Annotated in this window: 13 protein-coding genes; 5 read left to right on the top strand and 8 right to left on the bottom strand. The window is 60.7% G+C overall.

All coding sequences use genetic code 11. The annotated features are described in order from the left end of the window. Positions 1 to 93: 93 nt before the first annotated feature. Positions 94 to 612, top strand: coding sequence for a DUF2062 domain-containing protein (locus J4E42_RS23315; protein ID WP_008031552.1), 519 nt, complete (start codon positions 94 to 96; stop codon positions 610 to 612). A 1,026-nt stretch (positions 613 to 1,638) separates the two neighbouring features. Here the strand turns inward: J4E42_RS23315 and moaA are convergent. The 8 genes from moaA to J4E42_RS23275 all read right to left on the bottom strand — a co-directional run bounded on the left by moaA (position 1,639) and on the right by J4E42_RS23275 (position 13,111). Then, positions 1,639 to 2,631, bottom strand: a complete 993-nt coding sequence (moaA, locus tag J4E42_RS23310; RefSeq protein ID WP_008031001.1) for a GTP 3',8-cyclase MoaA — start codon at positions 2,629 to 2,631, stop codon at positions 1,639 to 1,641. Between the two features lie 25 nt (positions 2,632 to 2,656). Beyond that, complete coding sequence (locus J4E42_RS23305; protein ID WP_207286276.1) at positions 2,657 to 3,607, bottom strand: peptidylprolyl isomerase; 951 nt, start codon at positions 3,605 to 3,607, stop codon at positions 2,657 to 2,659. 10 nt (positions 3,608 to 3,617) lie between these two features. After that, complete coding sequence (narI, locus tag J4E42_RS23300) at positions 3,618 to 4,298, bottom strand: respiratory nitrate reductase subunit gamma (RefSeq protein WP_008030998.1); 681 nt, start codon at positions 4,296 to 4,298, stop codon at positions 3,618 to 3,620. Beyond that, positions 4,291 to 5,046 carry a nitrate reductase molybdenum cofactor assembly chaperone gene (gene narJ / locus J4E42_RS23295; protein ID WP_207286275.1) on the bottom strand — a complete coding sequence of 252 codons (756 nt, stop codon included), beginning with the start codon at positions 5,044 to 5,046 and terminating at the stop codon, positions 4,291 to 4,293. The genes narI and narJ overlap by 8 nt, the downstream gene beginning before the upstream one ends. Positions 5,047 to 5,048: 2 nt before the next feature. Then, positions 5,049 to 6,587, bottom strand: coding sequence for a nitrate reductase subunit beta (gene narH, locus J4E42_RS23290; protein WP_008030993.1), 1,539 nt, complete (start codon positions 6,585 to 6,587; stop codon positions 5,049 to 5,051). Position 6,588: 1 nt separating this feature from the next. Next, the gene (locus J4E42_RS23285; protein ID WP_008043732.1) at positions 6,589 to 10,362 is read right to left on the bottom strand and encodes a nitrate reductase subunit alpha; all 3,774 of its coding nucleotides are present in this window, start codon (positions 10,360 to 10,362) and stop codon (positions 6,589 to 6,591) included. Positions 10,363 to 10,431: 69 nt separating this feature from the next. Continuing rightward, positions 10,432 to 11,829: a NarK family nitrate/nitrite MFS transporter gene (locus J4E42_RS23280; protein ID WP_192418225.1), complete on the bottom strand. Its 1,398-nt coding sequence runs from the start codon at positions 11,827 to 11,829 to the stop codon at positions 10,432 to 10,434. Beyond that, a complete protein-coding gene (locus tag J4E42_RS23275; RefSeq protein ID WP_207286274.1) occupies positions 11,807 to 13,111 on the bottom strand; it encodes a nitrate/nitrite transporter in 1,305 nt (434 codons plus the stop codon). The genes J4E42_RS23280 and J4E42_RS23275 overlap by 23 nt, the downstream gene beginning before the upstream one ends. A gap of 415 nt (positions 13,112 to 13,526) precedes the next feature. Between J4E42_RS23275 and J4E42_RS23270 the strand changes: the two genes are divergently transcribed. The 4 genes from J4E42_RS23270 to J4E42_RS23255 all read left to right on the top strand — a co-directional run bounded on the left by J4E42_RS23270 (position 13,527) and on the right by J4E42_RS23255 (position 17,195). Continuing rightward, a complete protein-coding gene (locus J4E42_RS23270) occupies positions 13,527 to 15,329 on the top strand; it encodes a HAMP domain-containing protein (protein WP_207286273.1) in 1,803 nt (600 codons plus the stop codon). Further along, a complete protein-coding gene (gene narL, locus J4E42_RS23265) occupies positions 15,326 to 15,973 on the top strand; it encodes a two-component system response regulator NarL (RefSeq protein ID WP_192226472.1) in 648 nt (215 codons plus the stop codon). Before J4E42_RS23270 ends, narL begins: the two co-directional genes overlap by 4 nt. An 86-nt stretch (positions 15,974 to 16,059) precedes the next feature. Then, positions 16,060 to 16,734, top strand: a complete 675-nt coding sequence (locus J4E42_RS23260; RefSeq protein ID WP_008030978.1) for a Crp/Fnr family transcriptional regulator — start codon at positions 16,060 to 16,062, stop codon at positions 16,732 to 16,734. A gap of 74 nt (positions 16,735 to 16,808) precedes the next feature. Next, positions 16,809 to 17,195, top strand: a complete 387-nt coding sequence (locus tag J4E42_RS23255; RefSeq protein WP_207286272.1) for a putative zinc-binding protein — start codon at positions 16,809 to 16,811, stop codon at positions 17,193 to 17,195. Positions 17,196 to 17,348 lie beyond the last annotated feature (153 nt).

The raw sequence follows: 17,348 nt of genomic DNA, 5'->3' as shown, positions 1-17,348 counted from the left end.
CGGCACGTGCATCGTTATTAATTGTCACAAAGTCTGAATAGGCGGCTCATAGAATCCAGACATACTTGCCGCCTTAACCGACCGAGAAGCCCTATGCCCCGGCGCTTATTCAAACGTTACATGCCAGACCCGATCAGCATCAGGGAACACAAATCCTTACGCTTTCTCGGCACGCTGTTGCATGACCCGAACCTCTGGCACCTCAACCGTCACTCGGTCGCACGGGCGATGGCGGTGGGTTTGTTTGCGGCGTTCCTGCCGATTCCGTTGCAGATGCTGGTGGCGGCGGTTCTGGCCATTGTCGTACGCGGCAATATGCCGATTGCGGTCAGTCTGGTCTGGCTGACTAATCCGATCACTATGCCTGCGGTGTTTTTTTGTACGTATCAGACCGGGGCGTGGTTGATGGATGTCCCGGCTCGTCATCTGCCGGATGAGTTGACCTGGGAGTGGATCAGCGGGGAGCTGTCTACGCTGTGGCAGCCGTTTTTGCTGGGGTCGGTTGTGGTGGGGCTGGTGTTGGGGGCCCTCGCTTATTGCCTGGTGATGATGTATTGGCGGTGGTGGGTGAGTCGGCAGTGGGCTCGGCGCAAGAAGAAGCGGATGTTGTGAATGCGGTAGCTGGGCGGGATTTGATCTGGGGGCATATCCATTTCTGCGGTGACGGCGGCTATTGGTTTCGCCCTTACGGCGAGTAACTTGGAAGAGCCCCAAGTAACCAAGGGCTCTTGCCCCTTTCGTTCGGTGCCTCGCTGTGGCTCGGCATGCCCTCGCTCCGGTCCTGCTCCGTGGGCCCGCCGCCATCGGCCATCCATGGCCGTGCGCGGCTAACCCGGCATCCATGCCGGGTTGCCCACTACGCAGAACCTCCACTCGGCCTCTCGAGGGGGCGTGTACCTCAAAAGCCAGATCAAAAGCTGAAGGCGAGCTAACGCTCGGCCTGATGAGTGGTGAAAATCAAAAGCAAACGCGATTCCCTGTAGGAGCCAGCTTGCCGGCGAAAGTCGTCTAGACACCGCGTTCATTCAGACAGCCCGCGTTATCGTTGACGTCCATCGCCAGCAAGCTGGCTCCTACAATTTTGAATCGTGTGAACCCAATCCCGCGTAGGAGCCGGCTTGCTGGCGATAGCGGTGGGTCAGTCGACACACCTATCGCCTGAAACGACGCTATCGCCAGCAAGCCGGCTCCTACAGGGGATTGGTGTACATGTCGGGAATGAGTGAACGCATCAGAGAAGGACAACGCGTACCCCCAAAGAGCCAGGTCGGCTTTCAGGCCGCCTCGGCGGCTGTGGCGGTAGTCGCCCCCTCGAGAGGCTGAGCGCAGGTTCTGCGCAGTGGGCAACCCGGCATGGATGCCGGGTTAGCCGCGCACGGCCAAGGATGGCCGATCGCGGCGGGCCCACGGAGCAGGACCGGAGCGAGGGCATGCCGAGCATTAGCGAGGCACCGAACGACAGGGGCAAAAGCGCTTGGTTACTTGGCGCTTCTCCAAGTGACTCGCTGTAAAAGCGAAACCATTAGCGGCCGTTACCGCAGGAATGGATATGTACACCCTCAAAAAACCGACCGCCTGACACAAAGCCATCGCGAGCAGGCTCGCTCCCACAGTGGGTTTTCTGCTTCACAGACTTGCTCAACCACCACTCATATTCATGAACCGAACAATCTGCACGTCCCCCTCCGGAGTGAAATCATGGCGCAGCGGTTTACCGCGCAAAGCCTTTTGCACCGCATTGATCACCGGCTGATCATCCAGCGGATAACGCCGCAGCAACCCTCTCAAATCCAGCGCATCGTCCTGCCCCAGACACAACAGCAGCTTGCCTTCCACGGTCATCCGCACCCGGTTGCAAGTACCGCAGAAGTTGTGACTGTTGGGTGAAATGAAACCGATCCGGGTCTCGGGATGGCGTTCCAGGCGCACATAACGCGCCGGCCCGCCGCTGTTTTCCGTACTGTCGAGCAAGCGATGACGCTGAGCAATCAACGTGCGCACGTCATCACTGGAACAAAACGATTCGCCCCGAGATCGCCCGACATCGCCCAGCGGCATTTCTTCGATAAAACTGATATCGATGCGCTGGTCGATAGCGTATTGCACCAGCGCCGGGACCTCATCGAAATTGCGCCCCTTCATCACCACGCAGTTGAGCTTGATTCGCTCAAACCCCGCATCCCGCGCCGCTTCGATGCCGCCCAGCACCTGATCGAGATCGCCGTTGCGGGTGATCGCGCGAAATTTCTGCGCGTCCAGGCTGTCGAGGCTGATGTTCATCCGTTTAACACCCGCCTCCACCAACGGCCGCGCCAGGCGGCCCAGCTGCGAGCCGTTGCTGGTCATCACCAGTTCGCGCAAACCGGGCAACGCGGCGATGTTGCGACACAGATCGACAATGCCGGGACGGATCAACGGCTCGCCGCCGGTAAGGCGAATCTTGCGCACGCCCAGGCCAACGAACAACGTTGCCAGGCGCTGCAATTCCTCCAGCGTGAGCACCTGCTGACGCGGCAGGAAGGTCATGTTTTTCGCCATGCAATACACACAACGAAAATCACACCGGTCCGTCACCGACATCCGCAGATAATCGATCTGCCGCCCAAAACCATCCTGCATCACAGCGTTCATCACATCTCCCGGTTAGCCTTGAGGCTCACTGCACCAGCGGTGAGTCAGCGCCCTGCAAATGGATACCGCGAACATCCGCCGCGCCAATCAGGGTTTGCAGGTATTGCACCAGGGCCTTTTGCCAGACGCCCTGCTGCAACTGCGTGCGGATTGCCGTCGACACCGCTTCATAGGGCAACGGCATGCCTTCGATCCGCTGATCGACACTGACCACATGCCAGCCATAACGACTTTCCAACGGTTTGCTGGCCAGCCCCGGTGCCAGCGTGAACAGCTGCCGCTCCAGTTCCGGCACGGTCTGGCCTTTGCTGATCTGCCCCAGAGAACCGCCTTGTGCCTTCGACGGGCAGGCCGAATATTTCACCGCCAGCTCGGCGAAGCTGCCGGGGAAATCTTCCAGCCGTTGCAGCAGGATTTCTGCCTGGGCATGCGCCAGCTCGCGAGCCTCGGCATCGTCCGGCGCGCATTCCAGCAGGATGTGCCGCACCGCCAGCAACGGCGCGCTGTGAAAGCGCCCGCGATTGTTTTCGTAGTAACGAAGGCTGGTTTGCTCGTCGCATTGCGGCACGATCACCTCGCGTTCGAGCAACAAGCGCGTGGCGGCTTCCTCTTCGTTCTCACCGGCACCGACCTCCAGCGACACGCCCAGTTCGGCAATGCGCTGCTGCAACAACTCGCGGATCACCAGCGCCTTGGCGGCCAGATACACCGCCTCTTCGCGGCTTTCGGCCGGGTGATATTGCAGCTCCTGGGCCATCGCTTCCGGGGTGATCACCACCTCGTTGACGCTGATGATCGGCCACTCCTGCTCACTGCTGGCGATCAACTGCGCGGGCGCGTCATCGGCCGCCGGAGGCTCAACCGCGAGCTCTTCAAACGGTGCGACATCGTCCGGCACCGCAACCTCTACTTGTTTGGAAGATCCGCAGCCACCGCTGCCGCCGTTACCACCGCCACATCCACATCCACCTGACATGATTGTCTCCTCAGAATTTCTGCCGAACGATTTGATAACGGCGTCCCAGGTACCAGACCGGTGCACTGATCACGTGTACGAGACGGGTGAAGGGGAACAGCACAAACAGGGTCAGGCCGAGGAACACGTGCAGCTTGTAGGTCAGCCCGACCGGCGCGATGGAGGCCGCCGCTTCCGTCGGCCGCAACAGCACGGTGTTCTGCGCCCAGTCGGCGAGCATCACCATCACCGAACCGTCCATGTGCGCGGTGGACGCAACGATGGTCAGCAGGCCGAGCAGCAACTGCGCCAATAGCACCAGCAGAATCAGGATGTCCGACGTACTGGACGTGGCGCGGACCCGAGGGTCGCTCAGGCGCCGGTTGACCAGCATCAGCAGGCCGATCAGGCACAACAGGCCGAAGAACCCGCCGGACACCATCGCCAGCAACTGCTTGTTCTCAGTGCTGATGACATGGTGATAAACCGACGCGGGCGTCAGCAGGCCGACGAAATGCCCGGCCAGCACGAACAACACACCGATGTGGAAGAAGTTGCTCGCCACGCGCATGCCGCGCTGATTGAGCATTTGGCTGGAGCCCGCCTTCCAGGTGTACTGCGACAGGTCGAAGCGAGCCCAACTGCCGATCAGGCAAATGGCCAAAGCGATATAGGGATAAATCCCGAACAACAACAGGTTCCATTTAGACATTGCCTACCTCCTGGGCTGGCGCGGCGGCCAGTCCTTCATGCTGAAAATCCACCCAGTGCAACGGCACCGCGCTTTCTTCCCGGGCCTTGCCCGGTGCGCTTGGCAGCGAACCGCAACGGTCCTGCTGTTCGGCCTGGAGAAAGTCCACGGCCTCCTCTTCCCAGATCTTGTCGAGGGCTTCGAGCGAGTCGTCGCGCACTTCCGCCGCGACCTGCTCACGCAGGTCGGCCACGGCCTGATGCGGTTCGGAGCCGGCAATCTGCAGCAGCGCCCGGAAGCAACTGGCGTAGGCGCTTTCACGCTCCTCCAGACGCGCCGCGAGCAAGGCCAGCAGGTGCGAGACATCCGCCAGGCCCTCGCGGGCCTCGATGTCTTCGCGAGTGGACAGAAATTCCAGGTACAGCGGGATGTAGTCCGGCAGCTCTTTGACGCCGATGGCAAAACCGGCGTCTTCGTACTGCGCCATCATGTCGACCATGGCCTGGCCACGGTCGCGGGACTCACCGTGCACGTGTTCGAACAACAGCAACGAGAGCGCGCGCCCCCGACCGAACAGCGCACCGTAGTGCTCCTGCCCGTCCATCAGGTCATTGGCGCAGATCAGCTCCAGCAACTCGAACAACGCACCGCGCTGCTTCGGGCTGATTTCCCGCGACTGAATGATCGCCTGCTCCAGTTCGTCGCGGCCGCTGATCAGCGTTTCAGTCGGGTAATCGAGCAGCAGCGAAATCACTTTGAGAATTTGCATGCTCATTCCTCCCACAACTGCACGGTTTTCAGGACGTCGCGACGGTTGGCCTTTTTCGCGCCGAACATGTTGGTGTCGGAGCTGCCGCTGCAACCGCTGCCGAAACTGAAACCGCAACCGGAGCGTTCGGCAAAGGCGTCGCTCATGGCGTCTTCGCGGTGGGCGGTCGGTACCACAAAACGGTCCTCATAGTTGGCGATGGCCAGGTAGCGGTACATTTCCTCGACCTGGTCCACGCTCAAACCGACGTCCGCCAGCACTTGCAGGTCTTGCACGCCATCGACTTGCTCGGAACGCTTGTAGGCACGCATCGCCAGCAAGCGTTTCAACGCACGCTTGACCGGTTTTTCATCGCCGGCAGTCAGCAGGTTGGCCAGGTACTTCAGTGGAATACGCAGGCTGTCGACGTCCGGAATCACCCCGTTCATGCCGACGGTGCCAGCAGTTGCGGCGTTTTGAATCGGCGACAGTGGCGGTACGTACCAGACCATCGGCAAGGTGCGGTATTCCGGGTGCAGTGGCAGCGCGAGCTTCCAGTCCACGGCCATTTTGTAGACCGGCGAACGCTGGGCGGAATCGATCACCGACTGCGGCACACCGTCTGCCAGGGCCTGACGGATCACCGCCGGGTCATTCGGGTCGAGGAAGATCTCCAGTTGTTTCTCGTACAGATCCTGCTCATTGGCGGTGCTCGCCACTTCGCTGATGCGGTCGGCGTCGTACAGCAACACGCCGAGGTAACGGATACGACCGACGCACGTTTCGGCGCACACGGTCGGCATCCCGGCTTCGATACGCGGGTAGCAGAAAATGCACTTCTCGGACTTGCCGCTTTTCCAGTTGAAGTAGATTTTCTTGTACGGGCAGCCGCTGATGCACATGCGCCAGCCACGGCATTTTTCCTGGTCGATCAGGACGATGCCGTCTTCTTCACGCTTGTAGATCGCCCCGCTCGGGCACGATGCCGCACACGCCGGGTTGAGGCAGTGCTCGCACAGGCGCGGCAAATACATCATGAAGGTGTTTTCGTACTCGCCGTAAATGTCCGCCTGGATCTTGTCGAAGTTCTTGTCCTTGCGACGCTTGGCGAATTCAGTGCCAAGGATTTCTTCCCAGTTCGGGCCCCACTCGATTTTCTCCATGCGCTTGCCGGAGACCAGCGAGCGTGGGCGCGCCGTAGGCTGATGCTCGCCCAGCGGTGCGGTGTGCAGGTGTTGGTAATCGAAGTCGAACGGCTCGTAGTAGTCGTCGAGGCTCGGCAGGTCCGGGTTGGCAAAGATGTTGGCCAACACGCGGAACTTGCCGCCGATGCGTGGGTTGATCGAGCCGTTGGCATTGCGGATCCAGCCGCCCTTCCACTTGTCCTGGTTTTCCCATTCTTTCGGGTAGCCGATCCCGGGTTTGCTTTCGACGTTGTTGAACCAGGCGTATTCCATGCCTTCACGGCTGGTCCAGACGTTTTTGCAGGTGATCGAGCAAGTGTGGCAACCGATGCACTTGTCCAGGTTCAGCACCATGCCGATTTGTGAGCGAATCTTCATCTCAGTTCTCCTCGATATCGGTCGGCAGAGGACGCGGCAGGTCATCACCGGACGAACCATCGAGCCAGTCGACTTTGGACATTTTGCGCACCACGACGAACTCGTCGCGGTTGCAACCGACCGTGCCGTAATAGTTGAAACCGTAGGCCTGCTGGGCATAGCCACCGATCATGTGGGTCGGTTTGAGCACGACGCGGGTCACCGAGTTGTGGTGGCCGCCACGGGTCTTGGTGGTTTCCGATCCGGGCACGTTCACGATCCGTTCCTGGGCGTGGTACATCATCACCATGCCGTCCTTGACCCGCTGACTGACCACCGCACGGGCGGTCAGCGCACCGTTGGCGTTGAAGCACTCGATCCAGTCGTTGTCCTCGATGCCGGCGCTTTTCGCGTCGTTCTCAGAGAGCCAGACAATCGGGCCGCCACGGCTGAGAGTCAGCATCAACAGGTTGTCGCTGTAGGTGCTGTGGATGCCCCACTTCTGGTGCGGCGTGATCCAGTTCAGGACAATTTCCTTGTGGCCGTTGCTGCGCTTGCCTTTCACCCCGGCGATGGTCCGGGTGTTGACCGGCGGCCGGTAACTCATCAGCTGCTCGCCGAACGCCTGCATCCACGGGTGATCCTGGTAGAACTGCTGGCGACCGGTGATGGTGCGCCATGGAATGGCTTCATGAACGTTGGTGTAACCGGCGTTGTAGCTGACGTGATCGTCTTCGAGCCCCGACCAGGTCGGGCTGGAAATGATCTTGCGTGGCTGCGCCTGGATGTCGCGGAAGCGAATCGCCTCATGCTCCTTGCCCACCGCCAGATGGCTGTGGTCGATGCCGGTGAATTCCGACAGCGCGGCCCAGGCCTTGACCGCTACGTGGCCGTTGGTTTCCGGTGCCAGCGACAGGATCACTTCCGCTGCATCGATGGCCGAGTCGATTTTCGGACGGCCGTGGCTGATGCCAGCGTCCCGTTCGTGGTGGTTGAGCTCACCGAGGAACTTCACTTCGGCTTCGGTGTTCCAGTTGATGCCCTTGCCGCCGTTGCCGTGTTTCTCCAGCAATGGCCCGAGGGACGAGAACTGCTTGTAGATGTTCGGGTAGTCGCGCTCGACCACGTGCAGGTTCGGTGCGTTTTTACCCGGCACCGGTGCCACGCCTTCGCTTTTCCAGTCGGTGCCGCCAAACGGCTGGGCCAGTTCGCCGACGCTGTCGTGCATCAGCGGAATGGTCACCAGATCCTTTTCGACGCCCAGGTGCCCTTCGGCCATGCTGGAAAACGCCTTGGCGATGCCTTTGTAGATTTCCCAGTCGGAACGCGATTCCCACGCCGGGTCGATCGCGGCCGACAACGGGTGAATGAACGGGTGCATGTCCGAGGTGTTCATGTCGTCTTTTTCGTACCAGGTCGCGGTCGGCAAGACGATGTCGGAATAGACGCAGGTCGAGGACATGCGGAAGTCCAGCGTAGTCACCAGATCGAGCTTGCCGATGGCGCCCTCGTCCACCCATTCGGCTTCTTCCGGTTTGCAGTCGCCGACCTGGCCGATGTCTTCGTTCATCACCCCGTTCTTGGTGCCGAGCAGGTACTTGAGCATGTACTCGTGGCCCTTGCCCGAGGAGCCCAGCAGGTTGGAGCGCCAGATGAACATGTTGCGCGGGAAGTTCACCGGGCTGTCCGGTTGCTCGCAAGAGAAGCGCAGCGAACCGTCCTGCAGCGACTTGACCACGTAATCTTTCGGTTCCATGCCGGCAGCAGCGGCATCACGGCAAATGTGCAGCGGGTTGGTGTTGAGTTGTGGTGCGCTAGGCAACCAGCCGGCGCGTTCGGCGCGGATGTTGTAGTCCAGCGCATGCTCGGGGAATTGCGACTTGTCGGCCAATGGCGAGAGCACGTCGTGCATGCTCATCTTCTCGTGGCGCCACTGCGAGCTGTGGGCGTAGAAGAAGCTGGTGCCGTTCATTTGCCGTGGCGGACGGTTCCAGTCCAGGCCGAACGCCAGGGGCAGCCAGCCGCATTGCGGACGGAGTTTTTCCTGGCCGACGTAGTGCGCCCAACCGCCACCGGTCTGGCCGACACACCCGCAGAGCATGAGCATGTTGATCAGCCCGCGGTAGTTCATGTCCATGTGGTACCAGTGATTCATCGCCGCGCCGACGATGATCATCGAGCGACCCTTGGTCTTGTCGGCGTTATCGGCAAACTCACGGGCAATCTGGATCGCTTTCTCGCGGCTGACGCCGGTGATCTGCTCCTGCCAGGCCGGGGTGCCGGGCACCGAGGCGTCGTTGTAATCCTTGGCGACGTTTTCGCCACCCAGGCCACGGTCGATCGCCAGGTTAGCGGCCGACAGGTCGAACACGGTGGCGACTTTGGCCACGCTGCCGTCAGCCAGAACGAGGCTGTGCACCGGCACACGACGGTATTGCACGGCATCGCCGGCCACGTGCTGGAAGTGCTCGTGAGACTCGCCGGCAAAATACGGGAACGCCACTTCGGCCACGTCATCGCCGATCAGGCTCAGTTTCAGATCGATCTCGCGACCTTCGCCGCCTTCACGCGGCAGAATGTTCCACTTGCCCTTCTCGCCCCAGCGATAACCGATGGAGCCCTGAGGGGACACCAGTTCGCCGCTGGTATCCAGGGCGATGGTTTTCCATTCCGGGTTGTTTTCCTGGCCGAGGTTGTCGGTCAAGTCGCTGGCGCGCAGGAAGCGGTCCGGCTGGTAACCGGCGCCCGGCGCCTTGTCGGCCATTTGCTTGAGCAGCACCAGCACCGGCAGATCGGTGAAGCGCTTGGCGTAATCAGTGAAATAGGCGCTCGGTTTATCCAGGTGGAATTCTTTGAAGATCACATGGTTGAAGGCTTGCGCCAGCGCCGCGTCGGTGCCCTGCTTGGGGTTCAGCCACAGGTCGGTGAGCTTGGCGACTTCCGAATAGTCCGGGGTGATCGCCACGGTCTTGGTGCCCTTGTAACGGACTTCAGTGAAGAAGTGCGCGTCGGGGGTACGGGTCTGCGGAACGTTGGAGCCCCAGGCAATGATGTAGTTGGAGTTGTACCAGTCGGCCGATTCCGGCACGTCGGTCTGTTCGCCCCAAACCATCGGCGAGGCCGGTGGCAAGTCGCAGTACCAGTCGTAGAAGCTCAGGCAGGCGCCGCCGATCAGCGACAGGTAACGCGAACCTGCGGCGTAGCTGACCATCGACATGGCCGGGATCGGCGAGAACCCGACGATCCGGTCGGGGCCGTACTGTTTGATGGTGTAGACGTTGGACGCCGCGATGATCTCGTTGACTTCGTCCCAGCTGGAACGAATGAAGCCGCCCATGCCGCGCTTGCTTTTATAGGAGTCGGCCTTGGCCTTGTCCTCGACAATGCTGGCCCAGGCTTCGACCGGCGCCATGGTCTGGCGCGCATCGCGCCAGAGCTTGAGCAACGGCTTGCGGATTTTCGGGTACTTGAGCCGGTTGGCGCTGTAGATGTACCAGCTGTAACTGGCGCCGCGCGGGCAGCCACGAGGCTCATGGTTGGGCAGGTCGTTGCGGGTACGCGGGTAGTCGGTCTGCTGGGTTTCCCAGGTGATCAGGCCGTTCTTCACGTAGATCTTCCACGAGCAAGACCCGGTGCAGTTCACCCCGTGGGTGGAACGCACGATCTTGTCGTACTGCCAGCGCGAACGGTAGACGTTCTCCCAGTCGCGCGACTCTTTGCGGGTCTCTCCATGACCCTCGGAAAACTCGTTTTGCTTGCGATTGAAAAACCGCAATTGATCCAGTAAATGACTCACGGTGTAGTCCTCTCAGGCTTGCTGCGGGGTTCTGTGCCCCGCCCACGCAATGGTTGGATTCGGGTCGTCTCAGCAGGGTGTCGCAGCGCCTTTGCGCGCGTACCACCACCAGGTCACGACGATGCAGCTCAGGTAAAAACCGACGAACATGTAGAAGGCCATCTCCGGTCCGCCGGTCTGGGCCATCGAAGTGCCGAAGGATTTGGGAATGAAGAACGCACCGAAGGCGCCCATGGCCGAACTGAAGCCCAGGACGGCGGCGGACTCTTTGCCGGCATTCTTGAGTGCTTGTTCGCGTACGGCCGGGGATTTTCCGGCAGCGGCTTTTTCATGCTGGGTGCGGAAGATCACCGGGATCATGCGGAAGGTGGAGCCGTTGCCCACGCCGGTGGTGATGAACAGCAGCATGAACATGCCGAGGAAGCCGTAGAAGTTGCCGCCTGTACCGTTCTGCGGCAGGAAGTGCATGACGCCGAAGACCATCACGATCATCGCGACGAAGTTCCACAAGGTCACTTTCGCGCCGCCGAGCTTGTCCGCCAGCCAGCCGCCCAATGGACGCACGAGCGCACCCACCAACGGGCCGAGGAAGGCGAATTTCAGTGCGATCACATCAGGGAACGAGGTTTTGATCAGCAATGGAAACGCAGCGGAAAAACCGATGAACGAACCGAAGGTCGCCAGGTACAACCAGCACATCAGCCAGTTGTGCTTGCGTTTGAAGATCACCGCTTGCTCGCTGAACGAGGCCCGCGCACTGGACAAATCGTTCATGCCGAACCAGGCCAGCACCGTCACCAGGACAATGAACGGCACCCAGATGAACCCGGCGTTCTGCAGCCACAATTGGCCACCGTCCGGCAGGGTTTGCGGATTTCCACCCATGACGCCGAACACGCCGAAAGTGATCACCAGCGGTACGCAGAACTGCATCACCGAGACGCCCAGGTTACCCAACCCGGCGTTGAGGCCCAGGGCCGTGCCTTGCTGGGACTTTGGATAGAAGAAGCTGATGTTGGACATGCTCGAGGCGAAGTTGCCGCCGCCAAAACCGCAGAGCAAGGCAATCCATACAAACACGCTGTACGGGGTGCCCGGGTCCTGCACCGCGAAGCCCATCCAGATCGATGGCACCAGCAACGATGCGGTGCTCAGGGCGGTCCAGCGCCGGCCACCGAAGATCGGCACCATAAAGGAATAGAAGACGCGCAAGGTCGCGCCGGACAGGCCCGGCAACGCCGCCAGCCAGAACAACTGGTCGGTGGTGAAGGTGAAGCCGATGGCGTTCAGGCGCACGATCACCGTGCTCCAGACCATCCACACCGCGAAGGCCAACAGCAGCGCGGGAATGGAGATCCACAGGTTGCGCGTGGCGGTCTGTTTGCCGCTGCTTCCCCAGAACGCAGGGTCCTCGGGGCGCCAGTCATGAATGACCGGCCCTTTATCAGGCTTTTGCAGAACGGACATGTTGTTCTCCTTGGGCAATGCTGGAAATCGGGGACGGGGTCAGCGTCGGCGCTTTACCAAGCACCGGGCTTTTGCGCATTTCGCTGAAGTACATCCAGGTGAGGGAGACCCAGACCACGCCGTACATCAACATGAAGCAGGACGAGCGCACGCCGGTGAGGTCCACCAGGGCGCCAAACATGATCGGCAACACGAAACCGCCCAGGCCACCGGCCAGACCGACGATGCCGGACACCGCGCCCATGTTTTTCGGGTAGTCATTGGCGATGTATTTGAAGACCGAGGCCTTGCCGAACGCGAAGGCAATGCCCATGACGAACAGCAGCACGGTGAACAGCGCGGGATTGAGGCCGATGTGGAAATCCACGGTGCCGTTGATGGTCTGCACTTGCAGTTGGGTCTGTGGGTACGAGAGCAGGAACAGGCAGATCCAGCTGACCCACAACACCCACCAGGTCACGCTTTGCGCGCCCCAGCGATCCGACATCCAGCCACCGACGGCACGCAGCACGCCACCGGGCAGGGAAAAACACGCCGCCAGCAGCGCCGCGCTTTGCAGGCTGAAACCGTATTCCTGCACGTAGTACTTGGTCATCCACAGCGCGAGGGCCACATAGCCGCCGAAGACGATCGAGTAGTACTGGCAGTAGCGCCACACCGCAGGATCTTTCAGCGAACGCAGTTGCTCACGCAGCGTGGCGCCCGAGGCACTGCGGTGGTCCTTGTTTTCGGCACTGAGGAACCAGAACGACAGCGCAGTGATAAAGAGGATGGCGCTGAAGACTTTCGGCACCAGCTGCCAACTGCCGACGGCGATCAGGGCCGGGGCGAGAAATTTGGTGACTGCAGCCCCGGCGTTACCGGCGCCGAAGATGCCCATGGCGAAGCCCTGGTTCTCTTTGTCGAACCATTTGGCGACGTAGGCAATCCCGACCGAGAACGAGCCGCCGGCCAAACCGACGAACAGGCCCAGCAGCAAAAACTGCCAATAAGCGGTGGCGTGGCTGATCAGGTACAGCGGTGCGACGCAAGACAGCATCAGCAGAAAGAACACGCTGCGCCCGCCAAAGCGGTCGGTCAGCAGCCCCAGCGGCAAACGCACCAGCGAGCCGGTCAAGACCGGGGTAGCGGCCAGCAGGCCGAACTGGGTTTCGTTGAGCTGGAGCAGTTCCTTGATCGGCACACCGAGCACGGCAAACATCATCCAGACCATGAAACATACAGTGAAGGCCAGCGTGCTCATGCCCAGCACCAAGCCTTGTCGTACACGGGGTTGGGTCACAATGCTCTCCAGTCAGTTAGCCATGGCGGCAGACTAGAGAGAGCAACCCCGTAAAAACTTGATCCACGTCAACGAAGCCCAAGCGGGCCCAAGCCTATGCTTGCACTGCCTACCTCCAAGGAGGTAGACCGGAGAATGCTTAAAACCCCTTGTTTATCAGCGTTTTAACTTTTTCCACCCAGTGTTCTGTCGACAGGGAGCCGTCGACAACTCTTTAGAGGTAGCGCGCCCGGGATCGGTGGTTTTCTTTAGATCGCCTTCGCGGGCAAGCCTCGCTCCTACAGGTTGCCGGCGTTTCAGTGATCGATACCTAACCTGTAGGAGCGAGGCTTGCCCGCGAAGAGGCCATAACAAACAACCTCACTCTGGAGCTGTACATGCTCTGCTTTCTGCTTTACCCCCGGGACCTGCGCCGATGATTCGCTGGTTGCGCAGCTCCCTGCCCGCCCGCGCCGGGCTCGCGGTGATCCTGATCGCCGTGCTCGCGCTCGCCAGCTCGTTGAGCGCCGGGTTGATCGCCTGGTTCAGCCAGGGCGATGCCGCCGCCATCAATACCGCGGGCTCGGTGCGCATGGAAACCTACCACCTGAGCTGGAAACTCGCCGCCGGTGCCACCGATGAAGAAATCATCGGCATCACCGACAGCCTGCAACGTCGCCTCAACAGCCAGTCACTCAAGGCCGTGCTGGAAGATGGCCCGACCACCGCGTTGCAAACCAGCTATGGGCAACTCCAGCAACAATGGAACGAAGCGTTGCGCCCGGCGCTGGAACGCGGCGATGCCGTGGCGTTTCAAGCCCAGGCCCGGCCGTTCGTTGAGCAACTGAACCAGTTCGTCAGCCTGCTCCAGCGCCAGAGCGAGCAAAAGCAGGGCTGGCAACAAGTGATCCAGGGCATGGCGCTGTTCACCACCATGATTGTCCTGCTGATCGGTTTGTATGAGTTGCAGTACGGCGTCGTCACGCCCCTCAAGGAGTTGGTGGACGCAACCCAGCGCTTTCGACGCGGTGATTTCAAGGTGCGGGTCAACCATCAGTCCCAGGACGAACTGGGCCAGTTGGCCACAAGCTTCAACGCCATGGCCGAAACGATAGAAGAGTCGCACCGCACGCTGGAAAGTCAGGTCCGGCAAAAAACCCTGAACCTGCAACAGGCCAACGCTGCGCTGGAGTTGCTGTATCAAAGCAGTCGCAGCCTGGCCACACGCCTGGCCAATGCCGAAGGGCTGGACGAGTTGATCCGGCGCTTCCAGCAACGCCTGCCGGGCCTGCGCCTGTCGCTGTGCTTGCAAGGCCAGGCGCAGGCGCCTGCCCAGCAACTGATCGCCCTGCATGGCGCCAACATCCGCGACGTCTGCGCCAGCAGCGATTGCGCCACGTGCCAGAAACACCACGACGCGAGACCGCAATCCTTCAGCATCAGCAACCAGGGCAGCGAACTGGGTGAACTCAAGGCCTACTTTGTCGACGGCCACCCCACGCAAGCCTGGGAAACCCAACTGATCCAGGCCCTGGCCAACCTGATCGGCACTTCGCTCTCACTCAAGCGCCAACGGGAACAGGATCATCGGCTGCTGTTGCTGGAAGAGCGCACGATCATCGCCCGCGAACTGCACGACTCACTGGCCCAGGCCCTGTCCTACATGAAGCTGCAAGTCAGCCGCATGCAGACCCTGATGCGCCGGGGCGAACCGGTGCAGACCCTGGAAAACGTCACCGCCGAACTGCGCGAAGGACTGAACAATGCCTACCGCCAATTGCGCGAACTGCTGACCACTTTCCGCTTGCAGATTCACGATGCCGGGCTGGTGCAGGAGCTCAAGGACACCGCCGCAGAATTCTCCCGTCGCGGCGAATTCCAGGTGCACCTGCACGTCGATGCGCTGGCCTTTCAACTCTCGGCCAGCGAGCAGATCCACATTTTGCAGATCACCCGCGAGGCGCTCTCCAATTGCCTGCGCCACGCTCACGCGCAAAACGCCTGGCTGGAACTGCGTCAGGACGGCGAAACCGTGAGGCTTTCGGTCGAGGATGACGGGCGCGGCTTCAGCGGCGACGTCGACCAGCGCGAACATCACGGCCTGAACATCATGGATGAGCGGGCGCGGAGCTTGCGCGGCCACTTGCACATATTTTCCAGGGAGCCTCAAGGCACCCTCGTCCAGCTGGAATTCCACCCGGAATTTCTCGGACAGCACACAGAAGGTAGCGTCACATGAACCCGTCCCCACACCATAGAATCCTGCTGGTAGACGACCATCCCATGATGCGTCGCGGCATCCGTCAAATGCTCGAACTGGAAGATGACTTCCTGATCGTCGGCGAAGCCAACCACGGCGAAGAAGCACTCAGCCTGATCGAACCGCTGCAACCGGACCTGGTGTTGCTCGACAACAACATGCCGCAAATGAACGGCATTGAAACCCTGCGTCGACTGCGCGCGATGCACTACACCGGCAAGGTGTTGCTGTTCACCGTGTCGGACGCCGAAGACGATATTCGCGACGCGTTGCGCCTGGATGCCGACGGTTATCTGCTCAAGGACATGGAGCCCGAACTGTTGATCCAGTACATCCGCGAAGCGTTGGACGGTGCATTGGTCATCAGCCCCGGCCTGACCCAGGTCATGGCCCAGGCGTTGCGCTCGCCGCCACGCCAGGCGGTGGTCGAACTGACCGACCGCGAACGCCAGGTGTTGAAAACCATCGCCAGCGGCTTCAGCAACAAGGTCATCGGGCACAAGCTGGGCATCACCGAAGGGACGGTCAAGGTTCACGTCAAGAACCTGCTGCACAAACTCGGTTTGCGCTCGCGGGTCGAGGCGGCGGTGTGGGCCATGGAGCATCTGCGCAGTGCGGGTTGACGGCCATGCCTCCTTGGAGGTAGGCCTGCAGAGGCATAGGTCAACCGGCCTGCGCTCTCTACTATGACCGTCAGCGGAGGTACGCCATGCTGACCCACCCTTCCATCGTTTTAACGTTGCGTCGTCATCATCTGTTCAGCCAATTGCCGGAGAAAGTCTTCGAGGAAGTCTGTGCCCTGGCCATGCTCAAGCGCCTGCCTTGTCACAGCACGCTCATGCATCAGGGCGATCCGGCCAAACGCTTTTTTCTGCTGGTCAGCGGCCAGGTCAAGTTGTACCGGCTCACTGGCGAAGGCCAGGAAAACCTGGTGGAGATCATCCAGCCTGGACAAACCTTTGCCGAAGCGCTGCTTTTCAGCCAGGCCCGGCTCTACCCGGTGAGCGCCACCGCGTTGAAGGACAGCGTGCTGGTCAGCATCGAGGGCACCCACTATCGCAATGCGCTGGAGGACCAGCCGAAAGTCTGCCTGGCGATTCTGGCGAGTATGAGCGTGCACCTGCACTTGCGGCTGCGGGACATCGACACCTTGACCATGGCGAGCGCGAGCCGTCGGGTGATCAATTTCCTGTTTCAGGAACGCAACCCGGTCACCGGCCAGATTGTCTTGCAGATGTCCAAACGCCTGGTGGCGTCGAAGCTGGGGATTCAGCCGGAAACCTTTTCGCGGATTTTGCATCGACTGGTGGACAGCGGCCTGATCGCCATGGAGCGACGCCACATCAGCATCCTCGCGGAAGAGGACCTGGCGGCGTTCCAGTAACCGGAATTGACTGCCATCAATGCGCAATGCCCTGTGCCTTGCACACTTGAACACCCCATCAACGGAGAGCATCAATGCCCCCTTCGACTTTGCCTCTGGTCTATGCCTGTTCCGGCTGTTCCAATGTTGCGCAACTGGCCAACACATTGGCTGTGCGCCTGGATCGCAGTGGCGTTGCTGAAATGTCCTGCATTGCCGGTGTCGGCGGGCATGTGGCCGCGCTGGTCAACAAGGCGCGGTCGGGGCGGCGGATTTTTGCGCTGGATGGTTGCCCGCTGCAATGTGTCGAGAACTGTCTGAAGCAGCATGGTTTGCATGCGGATGTGCATTTGATTCTGAGTCATTACGGGGTGCGTAAGCGTTATGGCGAGGATTGCACCGAGGCGCAGAGCGATGAGTTGTTTGAGGGGATCAGGGGGTTGATTGTCAGTGATACCCGGCAGCATGAAAGCCGGGTTTGAGGGGAGCGAACATTCCCTGTAGGAGCCGGCTTGCCGGCGATGGCTGTGTTTCGGCTGACGAGTTTTTTGATGGGGTGCATATCCATTGCTGCGGTAACGGCGGCTATTGGTTTCGCCCTTACGGCGAGTCACTTGGAAGAGCCCCAAGTAACC

Origin of the sequence: Pseudomonas sp. FW300-N2A2, from assembly GCF_017351735.1 — a bacterium.
In the GTDB taxonomy this organism is placed as follows: domain Bacteria; phylum Pseudomonadota; class Gammaproteobacteria; order Pseudomonadales; family Pseudomonadaceae; genus Aquipseudomonas; species Aquipseudomonas migulae.
Note: the sequence above shows the minus strand (reverse complement) of the source record. Positions and strands in the feature narration are given on the sequence as shown.